Origin of the sequence: Vibrio navarrensis (assembly GCF_015767675.1) — a bacterium.
Lineage (GTDB): Bacteria > Pseudomonadota > Gammaproteobacteria > Enterobacterales > Vibrionaceae > Vibrio.
Genome location: NZ_CP065217.1, coordinates 658,510 through 678,642, shown reverse-complemented (window position 1 = coordinate 678,642; position 20,133 = coordinate 658,510). Strand labels below are relative to the sequence as shown.

General features: G+C 49.4%; 17 protein-coding genes. 1 reads left to right on the top strand and 16 read right to left on the bottom strand.

Annotated elements, in window-relative coordinates; all coding sequences use genetic code 11:
- Positions 1–675: 675 nt before the first annotated feature.
- Both guaA and guaB read right to left on the bottom strand, forming a co-directional pair.
- Positions 676–2,229 carry a glutamine-hydrolyzing GMP synthase gene (gene guaA / locus I3X05_RS02985; RefSeq protein ID WP_045570583.1) on the bottom strand — a complete coding sequence of 518 codons (1,554 nt, stop codon included), beginning with the start codon at positions 2,227–2,229 and terminating at the stop codon, positions 676–678.
- Positions 2,230–2,342: 113 nt separating this feature from the next.
- Entirely contained in the window at positions 2,343–3,806 is a 1,464-nt protein-coding gene (gene guaB / locus I3X05_RS02980; RefSeq protein WP_039424315.1) for an IMP dehydrogenase, read from the bottom strand.
- Between the two features lie 231 nt (positions 3,807–4,037).
- Here guaB and xseA point away from each other — a divergent pair, with 231 nt between their 5' ends.
- Positions 4,038–5,369, top strand: a complete 1,332-nt coding sequence (gene xseA / locus I3X05_RS02975; protein WP_045570584.1) for an exodeoxyribonuclease VII large subunit — start codon at positions 4,038–4,040, stop codon at positions 5,367–5,369.
- Here xseA and I3X05_RS02970 read toward each other — a convergent pair.
- The 14 genes from I3X05_RS02970 to hscA all read right to left on the bottom strand — a co-directional run bounded on the left by I3X05_RS02970 (position 5,362) and on the right by hscA (position 20,114).
- Positions 5,362–5,586 (bottom strand): zinc ribbon domain-containing protein, encoded by a 225-nt coding sequence (locus I3X05_RS02970; RefSeq protein ID WP_082069687.1) that lies wholly within the window; start codon positions 5,584–5,586, stop codon positions 5,362–5,364. The two genes, xseA and I3X05_RS02970, sit on opposite strands and share 8 nt — an antisense overlap.
- Before the next feature lie 37 nt (positions 5,587–5,623).
- Positions 5,624–6,646, bottom strand: a complete 1,023-nt coding sequence (locus I3X05_RS02965) for a sensor domain-containing diguanylate cyclase (RefSeq protein ID WP_045570585.1) — start codon at positions 6,644–6,646, stop codon at positions 5,624–5,626.
- Between the two features lie 426 nt (positions 6,647–7,072).
- Complete coding sequence (der, locus tag I3X05_RS02960) at positions 7,073–8,563, bottom strand: ribosome biogenesis GTPase Der (protein WP_045570586.1); 1,491 nt, start codon at positions 8,561–8,563, stop codon at positions 7,073–7,075.
- 180 nt (positions 8,564–8,743) lie between these two features.
- Entirely contained in the window at positions 8,744–9,904 is a 1,161-nt protein-coding gene (bamB, locus tag I3X05_RS02955; RefSeq protein ID WP_337970950.1) for an outer membrane protein assembly factor BamB, read from the bottom strand.
- A 12-nt stretch (positions 9,905–9,916) separates the two neighbouring features.
- The gene (locus I3X05_RS02950) at positions 9,917–10,531 is read right to left on the bottom strand and encodes a YfgM family protein (RefSeq protein WP_337970949.1); all 615 of its coding nucleotides are present in this window, start codon (positions 10,529–10,531) and stop codon (positions 9,917–9,919) included.
- 67 nt (positions 10,532–10,598) lie between these two features.
- Complete coding sequence (hisS, locus tag I3X05_RS02945; RefSeq protein ID WP_045570589.1) at positions 10,599–11,867, bottom strand: histidine--tRNA ligase; 1,269 nt, start codon at positions 11,865–11,867, stop codon at positions 10,599–10,601.
- A 61-nt stretch (positions 11,868–11,928) separates the two neighbouring features.
- Positions 11,929–13,047: a flavodoxin-dependent (E)-4-hydroxy-3-methylbut-2-enyl-diphosphate synthase gene (gene ispG, locus I3X05_RS02940; RefSeq protein WP_039424301.1), complete on the bottom strand. Its 1,119-nt coding sequence runs from the start codon at positions 13,045–13,047 to the stop codon at positions 11,929–11,931.
- A gap of 6 nt (positions 13,048–13,053) precedes the next feature.
- Positions 13,054–13,977, bottom strand: coding sequence for a RodZ domain-containing protein (locus I3X05_RS02935; RefSeq protein WP_045570590.1), 924 nt, complete (start codon positions 13,975–13,977; stop codon positions 13,054–13,056).
- Positions 13,978–14,377: 400 nt separating this feature from the next.
- Positions 14,378–15,502 carry a bifunctional tRNA (adenosine(37)-C2)-methyltransferase TrmG/ribosomal RNA large subunit methyltransferase RlmN gene (locus tag I3X05_RS02930; RefSeq protein WP_039424297.1) on the bottom strand — a complete coding sequence of 375 codons (1,125 nt, stop codon included), beginning with the start codon at positions 15,500–15,502 and terminating at the stop codon, positions 14,378–14,380.
- A 224-nt stretch (positions 15,503–15,726) separates the two neighbouring features.
- Positions 15,727–16,152 (bottom strand): nucleoside-diphosphate kinase, encoded by a 426-nt coding sequence (ndk, locus tag I3X05_RS02925; protein ID WP_039424295.1) that lies wholly within the window; start codon positions 16,150–16,152, stop codon positions 15,727–15,729.
- Positions 16,153–16,215: 63 nt separating this feature from the next.
- On the bottom strand, positions 16,216–17,514 hold the full coding sequence (pepB, locus tag I3X05_RS02920; protein WP_045570591.1) for an aminopeptidase PepB: 1,299 nt from the start codon (positions 17,512–17,514) through the stop codon (positions 16,216–16,218).
- A gap of 153 nt (positions 17,515–17,667) precedes the next feature.
- Positions 17,668–17,862 (bottom strand): Fe-S cluster assembly protein IscX, encoded by a 195-nt coding sequence (gene iscX, locus I3X05_RS02915; protein ID WP_045570592.1) that lies wholly within the window; start codon positions 17,860–17,862, stop codon positions 17,668–17,670.
- Between the two features lie 47 nt (positions 17,863–17,909).
- On the bottom strand, positions 17,910–18,248 hold the full coding sequence (fdx, locus tag I3X05_RS02910) for an ISC system 2Fe-2S type ferredoxin (RefSeq protein WP_039424290.1): 339 nt from the start codon (positions 18,246–18,248) through the stop codon (positions 17,910–17,912).
- A gap of 12 nt (positions 18,249–18,260) precedes the next feature.
- Entirely contained in the window at positions 18,261–20,114 is a 1,854-nt protein-coding gene (hscA, locus tag I3X05_RS02905) for a Fe-S protein assembly chaperone HscA (protein ID WP_045570593.1), read from the bottom strand.
- Positions 20,115–20,133 lie beyond the last annotated feature (19 nt).

Here is a 20,133-nt window from a genome sequence, read left to right as displayed (position 1 = left end):
TGCTTCCACAGGTGACCACACCGGAATACCCCGATAGCGAATCGGTTTGGGTGCCACTAAAAAAAACATCTGCTCATCACAGACTTAAAGTGTACTTCCTCCCTTCGCAGCACTCGTTTGCTTTTGGCAAAACGGTGCTCCATCAGACGCGATGCTAATGGTCAGCTCGGTTTTCTCCTCCACTCCATTACTGGGCTTCTCAGGCCGTGCCTTACTCAGTACTACGGATTCACCGAGACGTCGGACCGCTGCCACCTCACACCAACACGAGTCTTGGTTTTCGCCTTGTACTCGTGCTTCCGGCGTTTGCCCGGATGTGGTACCAGGCCTCCCCAGTTACTGCACTGGCTCCCTGTTAACAATGCCACCCTCAAGCACAGCATAGGTCTGACTGAGTATCGGGCTTCGCGATGTTTCGGACGCTTACCCACCTACGCTGCCGAAGCAGGTTCACTTACGTTGTGTACTGTTAACTTCCTATTGCTTCCTTCAGACCCTGCCGTTGGCCAGCAGCGCCCTTGCAATTCGGATTATCTTCCCCTCAGTCGGGGTGATTCAGGTTTCTTTCAACCCGACGGGTTTGCCAGCTTCGCTGGGCAAACAAAAAAGTCCGCAATTACGCGGACTTAAGTATGATTTAGTGCTTGTTAATGCCAGACCTTTCTTAAAGGAGCATTATTCCCACTCGATGGTCGCAGGCGGCTTGCCGGATATGTCATACACAACGCGAGAAATGCCATTCACTTCGTTGATAATGCGGTTTGATACTTTACCCAAGAATTCATACGGCAAATGCGCCCAATGTGCGGTCATAAAGTCGATGGTTTCCACCGCTCGCAGCGACACAACCCAGTCATATTTACGGCCATCGCCCATCACCCCCACTGAACGCACAGGAAGGAACACGGTAAACGCTTGTGAGACTTTGTTGTACAGATCGGCCGCATGTAGCTCTTCAATGAAGATAGCGTCAGCGCGACGTAGCAAGTCACAGTACTCTTTCTTGATTTCACCCAATACGCGGACACCAAGGCCCGGACCTGGGAATGGGTGGCGGTAAAGCATGTTGTAAGGCAGGCCTAGCTCCAAACCAATCTTGCGCACTTCATCTTTAAACAGCTCACGCAGTGGTTCAACCAGCCCCATTTTCATGTCATCTGGCAAACCGCCCACGTTGTGGTGAGATTTGATCACGTGCGCTTTACCCGTTTTCGATGCCGCAGATTCGATCACGTCTGGGTAAATGGTGCCTTGAGCTAACCATTTAGCGTTTTTCAGTTTCTTCGACTCTTCGTCGAACACTTCAACAAAAACACGACCAATGGTTTTGCGTTTCGCTTCTGGCTCATCAATGCCTTTAAGCGCATCAAGAAAACGATCTTCAGCGTCGACTTTGATGATATTCAAACCGAACTTGTCGCCGAACATGTCCATCACTTGCTGGCCTTCGTTCAAACGCAGCAAGCCGTTATCCACGAACACACAAGTCAGGCGATCACCAATCGCGCGGTGAACCAGCATGGCAACCACTGAAGAATCAACGCCCCCTGAAAGACCTAGGATAACTTCATCATCGCCCACTTGCTCTTTAATACGCGCCACGGCGTCTTCGATGATCGATTCAGAGGTCCACAGACGCTCACAACCACACACGCCAAGAACAAAGTTCTCCAGCATTTGTAGGCCATTTTTGGTGTGCGTCACTTCTGGGTGGAACTGAACGCCGTAGTATTTCTTCTCTTCATTGGCCATAGCTGCGTAAGGACAAGTGTCTGTCTCGCCGACTTTAACGAAATCCGCAGGGATCTCGATCACTTTATCGCCGTGGCTCATCCAAACGTCTTGAGTCAGTTCAAGGTCTTTAAACAGCGCCGACTCGCCAGACACTTTGACCGCAGCGTAACCAAACTCACGCTCATCCGAAGTCGACACTTTACCGCCGAGCTGCTCAGCCATAGTTTGCATGCCGTAGCACACACCCAGTACAGGCACACCAGAATCAAATACATATTGAGGCGCACGCGGAGAGTTCTCTTCCGTTACGCTCTCTGGGCCACCAGAAAGAATGATGCCATCTGGATTGAATTCACGAATATCCGCTTCTTCGACATCCCAGCTCCACAGCTCGCAGTAAACACCAATTTCACGTACACGGCGCGCAACAAGCTGAGTGTACTGAGAACCGAAGTCCAAGATCAGAATACGTTGGTCATGAATATTTTTAGTCATTTTGGGCAGTCTTTTTTAAGCTGGTTAAGAAAACGAGGCGAGTCTACCCGCCTCTCATCAATGCTTCAAGGAAAAAGCAAACGTTTACGTTGCGCTTATCCTTGTCGAAGCGATTAGCCTAAACGGTAGTTTGGCGCTTCTTTGGTGATCTGTACGTCGTGAACGTGAGACTCTTGCATACCGGCACCAGTGATACGCACAAACTCGGCTTTGGTACGCATCTCTTCGATGGTGGCACTTCCCGTCAGACCCATGCTTGAGCGCAGACCGCCCATTTGTTGGTGAACGATCTCTTTCAGGCGGCCTTTGTAAGCGATGCGGCCTTCAATACCTTCCGGAACCAGCTTGTCTGCTGCGTTATCAGATTGGAAATAACGATCAGAGGAACCTTGAGACATCGCACCCAAAGAGCCCATGCCACGGTAAGCTTTGTAAGAACGACCGTTGTACAGAATCACTTCACCCGGTGCTTCTTCAGTGCCCGCAAACATCGATCCGACCATGACGCAAGAAGCGCCCGCCGCAATCGCTTTACAAATGTCACCAGAGAAGCGGATACCGCCGTCAGCGATGACAGGAATCCCATATTGGTTAGCCACTTCAGCCGCATCGGCGATGGCAGTGATCTGTGGCACACCCACACCCGTTACGATACGCGTCGTACAGATAGAACCGGGGCCAATGCCCACTTTCACTGCACTTACGCCAGCTTCAATCAATGCTTTTGCGCCCGCAGCCGTTGCCACGTTGCCACCGATAATATCAAGATGAGGGAACGCTTCGCGAGTTGCACGAATACGTTGCAGCACGCCTTCTGAATGGCCGTGTGAAGAATCAATCAGCAGCACGTCAACGCCCGCTTCAACCAGCGCAGCAACACGCTCTTCATTCCCCGCACCTGCGCCAACCGCAGCGCCAACACGCAGACGACCACGCTCATCTTTACACGCATTCGGTTTGCGCTCCGCTTTATGGAAGTCTTTTGCGGTGATCATGCCGGTCAGTTGGAACTCATCGTTCACCACCAGCACTTTCTCTACGCGTGCTTCGTGCATTTTTTCTTGCACTTCTGCACGAGTCGCACCTTCTTTGACCGCTGCAAGGTTCGCTTTTGGCGTCATTACAGAAGAAACTTTCTTAGAAAGATCAGTGACAAAACGCACGTCACGACCAGTGATGATGCCCACCAGCTCATTGCTCTCAGTCACCACGGGGAAACCAGCGAAACCGTGTTTTTCCGTAAGCGCCACCACATCCGCGATGGTCGCGTCAGGGCTCACTGTCACCGGATCGCTCACCACGCCCGCTTCGAACTTCTTCACTTGGCGAACTTCAGCGGCCTGCTGCTCGATTGACATGTTTTTGTGGATAAAGCCAATGCCACCTTCCTGCGCCAATGCGATAGCCAAACGGGCTTCCGTCACAGTATCCATAGAAGCAGAGATCATCGGAATATTGAGGGTAATGTTCTTGGTCAGCTGAGTACGAAGATCAGCGGTGTTTGGGAGAACGGTGGAGTGTGCTGGCACGAGCAGTACGTCATCGAATGTCAGCGCTTCTTTGGCAATTCTTAGCATTTGCAATATCTCACAACTAGATAAGTAAAAAGAACAACCCAATCTCATCGTTTCGCGGAATGAGGACAACTCGTCATGGGACTCAGTTGCATTTGGATTAGATATTGCGGACGGATTATACGGTCAACGCAATCGCTTGACCACAAATTTTTTAATTTTTTTCTTGCATTCAACCCCTTGCTATGTATTATATTGCGGCTAACTTCCATACCCACGTCCACGGGATTAGCTTTGTCTTCTCTGACCAACCAAAATATCTTCACCGTCTCGCGTTTAAATTCAGAAGTTCGTCTGTTACTCGAAAATGAGATGGGGATTGTGTGGTTAGTCGGTGAGATTTCTAACTTTTCTGCTCCGGTCTCTGGTCACTGGTATTTCACTCTTAAAGATTCGATGGCCCAGGTCAAATGCGCCATGTTTCGCGGTAACAACCGCCAAGTCTCTTTCAAACCCACCAACGGCAATCAAGTACTGGTGCGTGCTCGGCTTTCGCTCTATGAGCCGCGCGGCGACTATCAATTAATCATCGAAAGCATGCAAGCGGAAGGCGATGGCCGCCTCCAGCAGCAATTTGACGCTCTCAAGATGAAATTAGCCGCCGAAGGCTTGTTTGCCCAATCGAACAAACGGCCGATCCCTGAGCACCCTAAGTGTGTCGGTGTTATTACCTCCAAAACAGGCGCAGCGCTGTTTGATATTCTCGATGTACTGAAAAGGCGAGATCCCTCTTTGCCTGTCGTTATCTACCCCACGTTAGTTCAAGGGGAAGAAGCGGCGATTCAGATCGCTCAAGCCATCGGCAGAGCCAATAGTCGCAATGAGTGCGACGTACTGATCGTTGGACGTGGTGGCGGTTCACTGGAAGATCTGTGGTGCTTCAACCATGAAATTGTCGCTCGTACGATTGCCGCCAGTCAGATCCCTATCATTTCCGCGGTAGGGCATGAAATTGACGTGACCATCGCCGATTTCGTTGCCGACTTGCGTGCCCCGACCCCATCGGCGGCGGCGGAGCTGGTAAGCCGTGATCACAGCCATAAAGATCAAGCGCTTCTCAGCCTAGAACAGAAACTGCGTAGTGCATGGCGCCACTACCTAAGCGCACAACATCGTCAAGTGGTTGAATTTGCTCATCGCCTGGAGAAGCAGCATCCCCGCTATCGTTTGTTGCGCCAAGCGCAGCAAGCCGATGAGCTGCAGATTCAACTGCAACGGGCGATGGAAAAATATCTCGCTAAACGAGAAAACACACTCTCGCGTGCTTTTCATCAATTACAACTCAAGTCACCTGTTCGCCAAATTAGCCAGCAACAAAACAAAATGGCGCGGGCAGAACAGGCGCTGCAAGATGCGATGGAGCGAAAATTACTGTCGTTTCGCCACCATATTGCTCTGGCGGCAGAAAAACTGGATGCTGTCAGCCCACTAGCGACGCTCAAACGCGGTTATTCGATCACGCAAAACGCACAAGGCGACGTGATTACCCGCCAGGCACAAACAAAAACAGGTGACACTCTGGTCACCCGTTTAATGGACGGTGAGATTCGCTCGACCGTTAACTAATGCACTGAAAGACAAACCGTACTCGAGATTTGGATTTGAGTTCATTGCACGTATTGCAAAAGTAGTTTGCGGCGCCGCACGCCTGTAGTTTTTCCAACTCTGCCGTACATTCTGGGCAAAAGCCCACTTTCTTAAAATCTTGCTCACACTGATGGCAATGATATTGGCCATTCCACTGCAGTTCGTTTTGACACTGTGGGCAGAGATTCTCATTCATAACACTTACCTTACTTCAACTTGTTGATTGTGACCTTTCAGCTCAAGCCTGCACTTACCTCACGGTGCTGGCGCTTAACACGGTACATGCTGAGATCCGCTTGACGGATCAGCTCGTTGAGAGCAACCACCCCTTGCGCCGGTGTAGATGCCGCACCAATACTGACGGCCACAGAATAATCTTCTATGACAAAGAACAATTTGATCCCGATGCGTAACTGACGATAAAAGTGCTCAAAGTCTTGCTCGGAAGCAAAAGTAGTAATGATGACAAACTCATCACCGCCATAACGGGCAATCATGGCTTCCTGCGGGCTGCGACTCATCAGCCACTGCGCGAGATCAATTAAGACTTGATCGCCCACGTCATGCCCAAAGCGATCATTGATGTATTTAAAGTCATCCACATCGACAAAAAAGCAGCCAACCACCGCTTGCCCATGTTCCGCTGTGGAGAACTGCTGATGCGGAGATTGTAGCAACACTCGCCGATTGTAACATTGGGTTAAAGGATCGCGATTAACATGGTCATAGAGCTGCTGTTCACACTGATATTTCTCTAGTGCGACCGCGTACAAAGAAGCCAACATCTGCAGAATTTCTAACTCGGCTTCAGAAGGGGAAGACGGCTGCTCACTGTAAATAGCAAAGGTCCCCAGCACTTGCTCATCTTGCGACAAAACGGGGACCGACCAACAAGCGTGTAGGTTCGCTTTTTGCGTTAACGCGAGATAAGGCTGCCAGTTGGAGTGATGGTTTATGTTTTCAGCAACCACCGTTTGCCGTAGGAAAGCTGCAGCGCCGCAAGACCCCACCTTTTCACCGATGCGTACCCCTTCGATTGCTTGGTTGTAAAAGTCGGGTAAAGAAGGAGCATATTCGACGTGCAGTGTATTTTGCTGGGGATCAAACCTTAAGATCGAAGCCTTGCGTTCACCAAAGAGATGTTCTGACAGTGAAATGATCTCTTGATTAAGCTGATCTTTCTCCAGCCCAAGAGCCAATTTACCCAGCAAGCCATTCACCGCGCGGTGAGCCTGCAAAAGCTTATTACTGTGCATAATCTGTACTCTTCGGTCGTGACTTTACGCTACATGGCGGTGATTTATTATTATTTCGGTGACATTTTAGCCACTCATATATTTGGGTCAAAAGAATAACACAGAAAAAATAGCTATAATCTGAACTGAAACACGCTTGTATGATCTTATATTGATCGTCTGCTTATTGAAATTTGATCAGCGATCAGCGTCTAAAAGAATATTTATATCACCATAGCCCGAAAGCATAAGTTACATGTTCTGCATTTCAATTTAAAACAGATTAATAATCTACAATAGCAGCAAAAATATCAGTTTTTCAGGATTTTTAAGATCGATCTTTTCGAGACTATTTCCCGACAACATCCGTTTGACGCTGTAGTGACGAGAACAGTAGGTAAAAAAAAAGCCCAAGTCAAAACTTGGGCATTCGATATAAAGCTCGGTTTATTTACTACGGTTCTTCACCGCTGAAACCATACGCTTACGAGCGCGCTCTTGAGAGAGCGTCATCTTGCTGGTGCGGCCTTCAAATGGGTTTTCGCTGTTTTGGAACAAGATACGAATCGGTGTACCCATGATATCCAAAGACTTACGGTAGTAGTTCATCAGATAACGTTTATAAGAGTCAGGCAACTCGCGCACCATGTTACCGTGAATCACGATAATTGGTGGGTTGTAACCACCAGCATGAGCGTACTTCAGTTTTACTCGACGACCACGAACCATCGGCGGTTGGTGATCTTCGGTTGCCATTTTCATAATGCGTGTCAGAACTGAGGTACTCACTCGAGTAGTCGCAGAGCGATACGCTTCCTGTACCGACTCAAACAAGTGCCCTACACCTGTACCGTGCAGCGCAGAGATAAAGTGAATACGCGCAAAGTCGACAAAACCAAGACGACGATCGAGCTCTTTCTTCACATGTTCTTTAACTTCATTATCTAGGCCATCCCACTTATTGACCGCCAAAACAATTGAACGACCAGCGTTTAGAGCAAAGCCGAGCAAGCTCAAATCTTGATCAGAAATATTCTCACGCGCATCAATCACCAGCAGAACGACGTTAGCATCTTCGACGGCTTTAAGCGTTTTCACCACAGAAAATTTTTCTACTGTTTCGTTAATGCGTCCACGGCGGCGTACACCAGCCGTATCAATCAACACATATTCACGACCATCACGCTCCATTGGAATATAGATAGAGTCGCGAGTCGTTCCAGGCATGTCATACACCACGACACGCTCTTCACCTAGAATACGGTTGGTCAGCGTCGATTTGCCTACATTGGGACGACCAATGATCGCCAGCTTAATTGGCTGATCTTGAAGACGTTTGAATACTTCTTCCGCTTCTTCTTCACTGTAGTCAAACGGATCTTCATCTTGATCAGCAAATTCGGTTAAATCTTCAATTTCACCTTCTTTACCAGCGCTGAGCATATTATCAAAGAAAGGATCGAGCGCACGTTCGATCAACGCAGTCACACCACGACCATGCGCAGCGGCGATCTGGTACATATCATCGACACCCAGCTGCCAGAAATCCGCGCTGGCGGCATCGGCGTCAATTCCATCGATCTTGTTCACCACGAGCATGGCTGGCTTTTCGATTTTACGCAGATGCGCGGCAATCGCTTCGTCGGCGGATGTCAGACCAGCACGACCATCCACCATAAACAGCACCACATCGGCTTCATTGATCGCCGCTAGTGACTGCTGCGCCATCTTGGTTTCAACACCCTCTTCAGAACCGTCGATACCACCTGTATCAATCACGATAAAGTCGTGTTCGCCTACTTTGGCCTGGCCGTACTTACGATCTCGCGTCAGACCGGGAAAGTCTGCCACCAATGCGTCACGAGAACGAGTCAAACGGTTGAACAAGGTAGACTTACCTACGTTCGGACGCCCAACTAGGGCAACAACAGGTACCATAATAACCTCTACAATAATCTGTTCGTATGTAGTTATAGGTAACGACGAGGGTTAGCACAACCCACACCAAGCCTTTACCTATAACCACATGGTTTATTTTAAGTTTTACAAAAGTTTCCAGCAATAAAACGGCTCCTAGCTGTTACCAGCCAGGAGCCGAATGTGAATTATATCACGATATTATTGGCTGAGCGTCAGTTTCTTTATTTTGCCATTACGAGTCACAATCAGATAACCGTCTGGCAATACAGTCGGTCCAATGGCAAAACCGCTATCGTTGACCATCTGCTGTGCAACAAACTCGCCTGTGCTTTTGTCCAACCAGTGCAAATAACCTTCACTGTCGCCAACCACCAGATAGTTGTCCACGAGCACTGGCGCAGTCAGCAAGCGGTGCTGCAACTGAGCATTTTCCCACAGCTCAGTACCGCTACGGGCATCTACTGCGACTAAATGATCTTTGTCTGTAACAAGAAACAAGCGACTACCATCGGTCGCCATATCAATGGCTGAAGAGTAATTGCGCTTCCACGTTGCTTTACCTGAGCGCAAATCAATCCCAATCAGTTGGCCGTTGTAACCGACTACGTACAAGGTGCCACCGAGCAAAATCGGCGAGGAGTCGACATCGACCAGACGATCAATTTCAGTCGCGCCTTTTGGGGTACCAACAGGTTGCTGCCAAATCAGTTGACCGCGTTCGACGATCGCAGCAGCCAATCGACCATTTGCTGTGCCCCAAAATACCCCACCAGAAACCGCCACCGGCGTGCTATCGCCACGTAAGGTCAGATTCGGCACATCGGTGCTAATGGCCCATTTCTGTTCGCCATTGGTTTGATCCAGCGCGATAAGAATACCATTGCTGGTATTCACAATCACCAGACTGCCTTCCGCTACCGGCTTGGCTAAGACTTCACCCGCAACCGTTACACGCCATTTCTCTTCGCCAGTATCCTGATCTAGCGCGATCACTTCACCATTTTCGCTGCCAATGAAAACCTGACTGTAGGCTGCTGTGATGCCACCCGACAACTTCGCGCTGCCGTCTTTGCCAAGCTGCGAACGCCAAAGGGTGTTGCCTTTTTGCGGATCAAGTGCTTTGACTTCCCCATCACGACTGGCGATAAACACTTTGTCGTAAGCGTATTCAGGGGCGAGCTTAGAAAAGTAATGACCAACACCATCACCAACCGAAGTACTCCAGCTACTCTTTGGAGTAAACTGACTTTTTACCTGAGGCACTGGTGCCATAATGATGGTGTCTTCTTCACCAGCACAACCCGCAAGAATACCAACCGTGATCAGTCCTAATACGGCTCTTCTGAACACATTCTTCATGCCATGAAGTCCTTATTTCGCTAGATCGTCAAGCTTCATCTGCAGTGTTTGACCAGCATCTTCTGCTTGTTGGGCTTCCGAGTAAGCAGCGTATGCTGCTTCTTTATTACCTTGACGCAGAGCAATGTCACCACGCAGTTCGGCAATACGGCCAGTCCAACCTTTGTTGCTCACTTTAGCCAGTTCAGCATTTGCCGCATCAAAGTTGCCCAGCGCTGCTTCGATACGCGCGATCCGATAGCTCACAAGAGGCATAATGGCGGCATCTTTGCTGTTGCTTTGAGCCCATTTTAACTGCACTAACGCAGCGTTAAGATCGCCAGCATCCACTTGTGTTTTCGCCAGTTGCAAAGCCGCCAGCACAGAGTACTCTTTGACTTCATTGCCATCGATAAAACTTTGCACATCCGCCGCAGCGTCCACACCTTTCGCTTGCAGAGTATTAATTACGGAAGTATAGCTTTGAGAAGCCGCTTCACGAGCCGAAGTCACAGAATCTTGGTAGTAACGCCAACCAAAAAGACCGCCAAGACCAACAACAGCGCCGATAATCACGGCTTTGCCATTCTCTTTCCACCACTCTTTTATCGCTTCTACTTGTTCTTCTTCAGTATTGTAAACTTCCACTTCCTGTCCTCTTTAAAACTTCAAAAATGGCAGGTTTTCCTGCCATTTAAATTCGAAATTGCTGCACTTAGATCAGTTCAGCGATTTTTGCCGCCACTTCAGCTTGCGCATAGGTGTTTTGCTCACCACCCGCGAGATCTTTCAGCACAACGGTACTATCGGCCACTTCATGTTCGCCCAGCACGAGCGCAACTACTGCGCCGGCTTTGTCTGCACGCTTGAACTGCTTCTTGAAGTTGCCACCGCCAAAGTGATTCATTACCCGCACGCCGGGAAGCGATTCACGTAATTGCTCAGCCAGCTTCATGCCTGCCATCATAGTCCCTTCACCTGCGGTTACTACGTACACATCGACACTGCGACGCACGTCCGTCAGTTCTAGAGTTTCGAGCATCAATACTAAGCGCTCAAGCCCCATGGCAAAACCAACCGCTGTCGTTGGCTTACCGCCAAGTTGCTCAACGAGGCCATCGTAACGACCACCTCCACACACAGTGCCTTGCGAACCTAAGCTCTCAGTAATCCACTCAAAAACCGTACGATTGTAATAATCCAGGCCGCGAACGAGGCGCTGATTGACTGTGTATTCGATACCCGCGGCGTCAAGAAGTTCACACAAACCTGCAAAATGTTGCTTGGACTCTTCATCCAAATAATCGGCCAGACATGGCGCATCACCTAAAATTGCCTGCACCTCTGGATTTTTAGAATCCAGCACGCGCAGTGGGTTGGTGTGCATACGGCGTTTACAGTCTTCATCAAGCACTTCGATGTGTTGCTCAAGAAACTCAATCAATGCGCTGCGGTAGTTGGCACGCGCTTCCAATGAACCAATCGAGTTCAACTCTAAGCGCACGTGCTTGTCGATGCCCAGTTCACGCCATAGGCGCGCGGTCATCATGATAAGTTCAGCATCCACATCTGGGCCATCCAAGCCGAACACTTCAACACCACACTGGTGGAATTGGCGATAACGACCTTTTTGCGGGCGCTCATGACGGAACATCGGCCCGATGTACCACAAACGTTGCTCTTGATTGTACAAAAGACCATTTTCGATCCCGGCACGGACACAGCCCGCGGTGCCTTCCGGACGCAAGGTCAGGCTATCGCCGTTGCGATCCTCAAAGGTGTACATCTCTTTCTCAACCACATCGGTCACTTCACCAATAGCGCGGCTAAACAGATGGGTCATCTCAACAATTGGCATGCGCACTTCATTGTAGCCGTAGGCGCTGATGACATTCTTCACTGTGTTTTCTAATTTCTGCCACAGCGGTGATTGAGTTGGGAGGCAGTCGTTCATACCTCGGATTGCTTGAATTGTTTTTGCCACAATAGTTACCGTAATGTTGCTGACTACCCGTTCGTTTGCTGAACCGTAACGGGTACTGAGATTAATCGTGAACTTTCACGTCGATGCGGTTGCTTGCGTCCATCCGCGCCGCTTTAGCACGAATTTTTGCTTCCAACTGATTCACCAAGTCATCGTTATCGAAACGCTCTTTCTGACGCTTACCGTCTTCATAGAAAGCGCTCTTCTTGTTGCTGCCCGCAAGGCCAAGGTGAGACACTTCCGCTTCGCCCGGGCCATTCACCACGCAACCGATGATCGAGACATCCATCGGTGTGATGATGTCCTCTAAGCGCTCTTCTAACGCATTCACTGTATTGATAACATCAAATTCCTGACGCGAACACGAAGGACAGGCAATAAAGTTGATACCTCGAGAGCGAATACGCAGCGATTTGAGGATATCAAAGCCGACTTTGATCTCTTCAACCGGATTAGCCGCCAGCGAGATACGCAAGGTGTCGCCAATGCCTTCGGCCAGCAGCATACCAAGGCCAACAGCTGACTTCACCGAGCCCGCGCGCGCGCCACCTGCTTCGGTAATCCCCAAATGCAGTGGTTGATCGATTTTCTTTGCCAGCAGGCGGTAGGAATCAACCGCAAGGAATACATCCGATGCTTTGACGCTGACTTTAAACTGATCAAAGTTGAGACGGTCTAGGATATCAACGTGGCGCATCGCCGACTCCACCAAAGCGGCTGGGGTCGGTTCGCCATATTTCATTTGCAGATCTTTTTCCAGAGAACCGCCATTAACACCAATGCGGATCGGGATATTTTTATCGCGGGCGCAATCAACCACCGAGCGAATACGCTCCTCGTTCCCTATGTTGCCAGGGTTAATTCGCAAACAATCGACACCGTATTCCGCCACTTTTAGGGCGATGCGATAGTCGAAATGAATGTCGGCCACCAACGGCACCGATACCTGCTGCTTAATCAGTTTAAATGCTTCAGCGGCATCCATGGTTGGCACAGAAACACGAACAATATCAGCACCCACTTTTTCCAGTGCTTTGATTTGTGCGACCGTGGCTTCAACGTCGGTGGTTCGGGTATTCGTCATGGACTGCACCGCGATCGGTGCGCCATCACCAATAGGAACATTACCCACGTAGATACGCGTCGATTTACGACGGATAATTGGAGATTCGTTGTGCATAATTCTTTATAAAGGTAAGGTGAATCTTGCTACTTTGCCTGCAGTATACCGAGAAAGGTCGACAGGTTCACTTGCAAATGTCATGGCGACGCCTTCTGGCGCACCTAAAATGACTTTAAACGGAGCTTCTCCTGAGAGCTCAAGATCTTGTCCCGCTTTGCGGATACCAGAAATCAATGTATTGCCCTGTGCGTCTTTCACTTGGATCCAGCAATCGGCTTCAAAGGTCATGGTGATCATTTGTTGATCGCTTGCCAACGTAGGAGAAGTTTGCACGGATTCAGCCACTTCGGCTTCAACCGCAGCAGGCTCTTCAACAAGCTCTACATCAGGCGTTGCGTCTGGAAATGGTTCCTCAACAACAGAAGGATCGACCTCCTCAGGAGCAACCGTCAGTTCTTGCATGACCACGTCATCTAGCGCGGGTATGTTTTCGCTCTCTTCCACCACCGCTGGTACCTCGACTGCCGAAGTATCATTCACCGATTGGGAAAGACTGTTATCTCGTTGGTTTTGCCACCACCACAGGGAAGAAATCCCGATAATAATGATAAACACGCCCCAGGTGATGAGCATGATACGGCTGTTGTGTTTTTCCGTTTTGGTCTTGCGAGAAAAACTTTGCATCTCCTGCTCTTGGTGCTGTGCATCGCCCGCATCATCCAAAGCGGCTAAAACAACCGCTTCGTCCACGCCAACCAATCGGGCATAAGAGCGTAAATAGCCACGGGTAAAGGTGGCTACTTGATCGGTGGCAAGTTGGTTGCTATCGATTTGTTCTATCACCGCCAAACGCAACCGCAGGCGATCCGCCACTTGTTTTTGGCTATAACCCAGCTCTTCGCGCTTACGCTTAAGCAACGTGCCGACTTCAATTGCCGGAGCGGTGTCATGGGATGTTTGTGCTAAATTTTCGTTTTCTGTCGTCATAACTTCTTAAAATCTTTTTTAATTAACACCCGCACTCTCTTTTTCTCTATCGTTATTTTTGCGTGTGCCTAAGAGTGAACAATCTGTAGATCAGATTATAAAGAGACTTCCCTCGAACCGAACTGGCTACTGAGTATTGTGCTATTGGGAAGATTTCTAGCACATTTTATCCGCCAAGGCTAAACATGCTTTACTCATGATAAGCCAATGTCTTGAATTGACAAAAACTCTTTGCTGAGAAATTTACCCTCAGCTCAAGCTTTTGTCCAAAACTTGACACAAGAAATTCGAACTATCGTCCAATAACGCTGGAAATGGCAAGAAATGGTGGACAAAAAGTGCCCGAAGATTGAAATAAAACAGCCAGAGCATGGCTCTGGCTGACTTAGATAGGAGACGGTTACAGCGCGCGAACTTCGATGGTTTCCCCTTTAGCCGCTTTGAGCACCGCAGTACGTTTGGTTCGATCAATCACATCACCGACCAATTGGCCACACGCAGCATCGATATCATCCCCACGAGTTTTACGGATAGTGACGGTGTGCTCGTATTGCATCAAGGTTTTTTGAAAGCGGTCAATACGCGAGTTGCTTGGTTTTTTATATGGCGAACCTGGGTACGGGTTGAATGGGATCAAGTTGATCTTACAAGGGGTGTCTTTCATCAACTGCGCCAACTCATGCGCGTGCTCGGTTCCGTCATTAACGTGATCCAGTAGAACGTATTCCACCGTCACTTTGCCGCGATTGGCATTCGATGACGCGATGTAACGACGCACGGATGCTAGGAAGTCTTGAATGTCCCAACGATCGTTAATCGGCATAATTTCGCTACGCAGTTTGTCGTTCGGCGCATGCAAAGAGATAGCAAGAGCCACGTCGATTTTGCCCGTCATCTGATCCAAGCCAGAGACCACGCCAGAGGTAGAAACAGTCACACGACGCTTCGACAGACCAAAACCGAGATCATCGAGCATAATTTCCAGTGCCGGGATCAGGTTTTTCATATTAAGCAGTGGCTCACCCATCCCCATCATCACCACGTTAGTGATTGGACGTCGACCCGTCTCTTTTTCCAGACCGATTTCACGCGCGGCACGCCATACTTGACCGATGATTTCCGATACTTTGAGGTTACGGTTAAAACCTTGCTGTGCCGTTGAGCAGAATTTACATTCCAGCGCACACCCCACCTGAGAAGAGACACACAAGGTCGCGCGATCTTCTTCAGGAATGTAGACGGTTTCAACATCTTGATCACCAACGCGCATTGCCCACTTGATGGTGCCATCCGATGAGTGCTGAGCTTCAGAGACCACCGGAGCGACAATTTCACATTTCTGCTTAAGCTTTTCTCGCAAGTTCTTATTGATGTTGGTCATGTTATCGAAGTCATCCACACCGAAATGGTAGATCCACTTCATAACCTGATCGGCACGAAATGCTTTCTCGCCTAACTCTTGGGCGAAAAGCTCACGCATGCCTTGGCGATCAAAGTCGAGTAGATTAATTTTCCCAGTGCTCATGTTGCCTCTCAATGACTGAACAAGATTAAGGGCGCGAATTGTACAGGCTTTACGCAGTGACAACAAGGGTTGTAAAACCCCGGATTTGCTAAGAGATTAAATCCTCTGCGATTATTTTTTAACCGAATTTAACGTCTGCTTGAGAACCTTGCTCAATGGCGAAAACAAGTACACAGAAAACAAAAAACCCAGCGTTTACGGCTGGGTTTGCTCTGCTCAAACGATTAACGAGGACAGATTTCTGACTCAGGGAAAAAGAAGGCGATTTCACGCTCAGCCGATGCTGGGCTATCACTGCCGTGCACTGAGTTGTGACGCATGCTCAGCGCATAGTCCGCACGAATCGTGCCACACGCCGCTTCTTCTGGATTGGTTTTTCCCATCAGTTCACGGTAACGAGCGATGGCGTTTTCGCCTTCCAACACTTGCACCATAATAGGACCCGAGGTCATAAACTCTTTGAGTGGTTGGAAAAACGCTTTACCTTCGTGTTCCGCATAAAAGCCACTGGCCTGTTCGTCGTTCAGTTGCACCATTTTAGCGGCAATAATACGCAGACCCGCTTTCTCGATACGATGGTAAATCTCGCCGATCAGGTTACGTTCTACAGCGTCGGGCTTGATAATAGAAAATGTTCTCTCTAGAGCCATAAGGAGTCCTTTTACTTCATTCGTTGTTATAGTAAGCAGCCGAAAACGGCCGCCTTAGTGAATTTATTTGCTCGCTTGTTCAGTGAGAATACGCGCTAAGGTACAAACCCCCATGCCGGTTGCTCCCGCTGACCACTTGTCGCTGGCAGACTTACGGTACGTGCCAGAGCAGTCAAAATGCAGCCAACCTTTTTGGTAGTCTTCCACAAAGTAAGAAAGAAACGCCGCTGCGGTGCTCGCGCCCGGTGAATAATCACCACCACTGATGTTCGACAGGTCGGCAAAGTTTGAAGGCAACATTTCACGATGAAACTCCGCCAGCGGCAGAGGCCACAAGCCTTCTTTCTCTTCATCTGCGGCCGCTAGCGCTTGTTGTGCTAGGGCTTGATCAAAAGTCAGAAGTGCGTGGTAGTCATTACCCAGTGCATTTTTTGCCGCACCAGTTAGTGTCGCACAATCGATGATCAACTCAGGATTGTGTTCACAGGCGTAGATCAGACCGTCGGCCAAAACCAGACGCCCTTCTGCGTCGGTGTTCATGATTTCAACCGTTTTGCCGTTTTTGTAGGTGATAATATCGCCCAGTTTCAGCGCACGGCCGGAGATCATGTTTTCTGCGCAGCACAATATTAACTTCACGCGCTTATTCAGACCACGCATGATCGCTAAGCCTAAACCGCCAGTGATAGTGCCGGAGCCGCCCATGTCCGCTTTCATCGCATCCATAAAGTTGGATGGCTTGATGCTGTAACCGCCAGAGTCAAACGTGATGCCTTTGCCGACCAAACAGGCCCAGACAGGCGCGTTTTCATCACCGGTTGGGTTGTAGTCGAGTTGTAGCATCGCCGAGGTGCGCTCAGAACCGCGACCCACCGCGTAAATCCCTTCCCAACCTTCAGCCAGCAAATCTTTATCTTTGACGATGCGAGCGGTGACGGTGCCTTCTGGTGCCACTGAACGGATAAACTCCGCCGCCATGGTGGCCAATTGACGTGGCGCGACTTCTTCTGCCGGCTTGTTAATGATATCGCGCGTAAACTCGGTTGCTTTAATGCGAGCGTCTAATTCCGCTTGCGCTTTTTCTTCGAGCGCAACCCATTCCAACTGATTTTGTTTCTTTGGACTGCGATAGCCCTGATAAAATGCCCAAACGGCATCAAGGTTCCACCCGTCGCCCACGAGCATCACCGCTTTTACGCCTTGTCCATCGAATTTACGTGCCGCACGTTGGATTTTCACCAAGTCGGTCTTTTCTCCGAGGTGAATGGTCGCCCCGTTGTCATTGAACGAGACCAGTGCTTTTTCACCCCACTGTGGAGCTGCAGCCTCCTGGCTTAAATATACAGACATCTGTGTAGACATGGTTTCTCCTTGCCTTATAACGGCGTTACCTACGCCTTTCTTTTTTAATAACCCACGGATGTTAGCATTATGTAGGGCAGAAATGTCAACTTGATAAAAAAACGGACCATAAGGTCCGTATTTTTTAATAAAAATTGTTAACTGAGCTGGGTTTTATTGCCACTCATCCAGCCAGCACAAGATAACCGCTTCGAGGATTTTTTCATTGGAACGGTTTGGTTCATCGTCAAAATCGTCCAATTCTAGGATCCACTGATGCAAGTCGGTAAAGCGAACCGTCTTAGGATCCGTATTTGGGAACTTTTCACACAGTTCGATAGCGATGTCTCGCGAATCTGTCCATTTCATAACTTTTCCTCAGTGCATTTAGCCAAGCAGCCTTTGTATGGCAATAATTAGTGATCTTCCGATGCGTGGTTAAGCGTATATTTCGGGATCTCAACCACCAGATCTTCATCAGCGATCTTCGCTTGGCAGCCAAGGCGAGATTCCGGCTCAAGCCCCCAAGCTTTATCGAGCATGTCGTCTTCTAATTCGTCACTTTCATCAAGAGAGTCAAAGCCTTCACGGATAATCACGTGACAGGTTGTACAGGCGCAAGATTTCTCACACGCGTGTTCAATCGCAATCCCGTTTTTCAGTGCCACATCCAGCACAGTCTCACCTGCTTGGGCTTCTAACACCGCGCCTTCAGGGCATAGATCTTCATGAGGCAGTACAATAATCTTAGGCATACTTTTTATCTCTTAAATAGTGTCGATTGACTGGCCAGCCAGAGCGGCACGGATCGATTTATCCATGCGACGCGATGCAAAATCTTGGCTCGCTTTATCGGTATCTTTAATTCCCTGCTCGATCGCAGTGGCATCATCGCCGTTACGCAGCGCAATCAAAGATTCAATCGCTTGCATTAGCGCCTGTTTTTCTTCTTCGCTAAGCAGCGCATCGCCATCCGCTTGCAGCGCAGAAATCAGCCCTTCAATCACGCGGTCAGCTTCGACTCGTTGCTCAGCCAGCGCACGCGCTTGCATGTCTTCTTTGGCGTAGGTCATCGAGTCACGCAACATGTTGGCCACTTCATTATCGCTCAGGCCATAAGACGGCTTGACTTGGATTTCAGACTGAACTCCAGTGCTCTTTTCCATGGCGGTTACTGATAGAAGACCGTCGGCATCCACTTGATAAGTCACGCGAATATGTGCAGCCCCTGCCGTCATAGGCGGAATGCCTTTAAGCGAGAAGCGAGCCAGCGAGCGGCAATCGCCGACCATTTCGCGCTCACCTTGCACCACGTGCACGCTCATTGCGGTTTGACCATCTTTAAACGTGGTGAACTCCTGAGCGCGCGCGACAGGAATAGTGGTATTGCGCGGGATAATTTTCTCCACCAAACCACCTATGGTTTCAATGCCGAGTGAGAGCGGGATCACATCCAGCAATAGCATCTCTGAATCCGGCTTGTTACCAGCCAAAATGTCAGCCTGAATACCCGCACCAATTGCCACGACTTCGTCTGGATTAATGTTAGTCAGTGGTGTACGTCCGAAAAATTCGCCGACCATCTCACGCACCAATAAGGTGCGAGTTGAGCCGCCAACCATCACCACTTGCAACACTTCGTCCGTTTCAACATCAGCATCTTTCAGCGCGCGGCGACAGGACATCAAGGTTTTTTTCACTAACGGACGAATGAGATCTTCAAACTGCTCACGGGTGACCTCACCCTTCCAGCCAAAGACATCAACCTCAACACTTTCTTTTTCAGAAAAAGCGATTTTGGTTGCCGTGGCAATATTGAGCAGAACCCGATTTTGCTCAGCAGAGAGCGGGGAAACCAGCCCTGCTTTCTCTTTGAGATAATCTGCTAGCAGATGGTCAAAGTCATCGCCGCCGAGTGCGGAATCCCCCCCCGTTGCCAATACCTCAAACACCCCTTTCGAAAGACGTAAAATGGAGATATCAAAAGTACCGCCGCCCAAATCGTAGACGGCAATCACGCCTTCCTGACCAGAATCTAGCCCATACGCAATCGCCGCCGCCGTCGGTTCATTGAGCAGACGCAACACGTGTAAACCAGCAAGCTTGGCGGCATCTTTCGTGCCAGCACGCTGCGCATCATCAAAATAAGCAGGAACGGTAATCACCACACCAGCGAGTTCGCCACCGAGTGTCTCTTCCGCGCGTTTTGCCAGTACTTTGAGAATGTCTGCCGACACTTCAATCGGGTTTTTATCGCCTTGCTGAGTGCACAGCACTGGCAAACCATTCTCACTGCTCTTGAACTGATAAGGCAAAGAAGGATAGCGCGCCTGAATGTCTTGCAATGAGCGGCCAAGCAGACGTTTAACGGAGATGACCGTCTCTTCTGGTTGAATTTCCGCTTGGGCTTTTGCCTCATATCCGACCAAAAGCGTTTCACCGGCGTAATTCACAACCGAAGGCAACAGGCTTCGCCCTTGCTCATCTTTTAATGTGGTGGCCTCACCACTTCGTACCGAAGCAACCAGTGAATTGGTTGTGCCGAGATCAATACCAGCCGCGAGCTTGTGCTCATGAGGTGCCGAGCTCTGACCCGGTTCTGCGATTTGAAGTAATGCCATGATGGATCCTTGTTTTTCA

Excerpts from the sequence above, each read along its gene's own strand:
- guaA (WP_045570583.1), bottom strand. The coding sequence starts at position 2,229 with ATGACTAAAAATATTCATGACCAACGTATTCTGATCTTGGACTTCGGT.
- iscX (WP_045570592.1), bottom strand. The coding sequence starts at position 17,862 with ATGAAATGGACAGATTCGCGAGACATCGCTATCGAACTGTGTGAAAAG.
- bamB (WP_337970950.1), bottom strand. The coding sequence starts at position 9,904 with ATGAAGAATGTGTTCAGAAGAGCCGTATTAGGACTGATCACGGTTGGT.
- ndk (WP_039424295.1), bottom strand. The coding sequence starts at position 16,152 with ATGGCTCTAGAGAGAACATTTTCTATTATCAAGCCCGACGCTGTAGAA.
- I3X05_RS02965 (WP_045570585.1), bottom strand. The coding sequence starts at position 6,646 with ATGCACAGTAATAAGCTTTTGCAGGCTCACCGCGCGGTGAATGGCTTG.
- I3X05_RS02970 (WP_082069687.1), bottom strand. The coding sequence starts at position 5,586 with ATGAATGAGAATCTCTGCCCACAGTGTCAAAACGAACTGCAGTGGAAT.
- guaB (WP_039424315.1), bottom strand. The coding sequence starts at position 3,806 with ATGCTAAGAATTGCCAAAGAAGCGCTGACATTCGATGACGTACTGCTC.
- pepB (WP_045570591.1), bottom strand. The coding sequence starts at position 17,514 with ATGTCTACACAGATGTCTGTATATTTAAGCCAGGAGGCTGCAGCTCCA.
- I3X05_RS02930 (WP_039424297.1), bottom strand. The coding sequence starts at position 15,502 with ATGAGCACTGGGAAAATTAATCTACTCGACTTTGATCGCCAAGGCATG.
- ispG (WP_039424301.1), bottom strand. The coding sequence starts at position 13,047 with ATGCACAACGAATCTCCAATTATCCGTCGTAAATCGACGCGTATCTAC.
- hscA (WP_045570593.1), bottom strand. The coding sequence starts at position 20,114 with ATGGCATTACTTCAAATCGCAGAACCGGGTCAGAGCTCGGCACCTCAT.
- fdx (WP_039424290.1), bottom strand. The coding sequence starts at position 18,248 with ATGCCTAAGATTATTGTACTGCCTCATGAAGATCTATGCCCTGAAGGC.
- I3X05_RS02935 (WP_045570590.1), bottom strand. The coding sequence starts at position 13,977 with ATGACGACAGAAAACGAAAATTTAGCACAAACATCCCATGACACCGCT.
- der (WP_045570586.1), bottom strand. The coding sequence starts at position 8,563 with ATGGTACCTGTTGTTGCCCTAGTTGGGCGTCCGAACGTAGGTAAGTCT.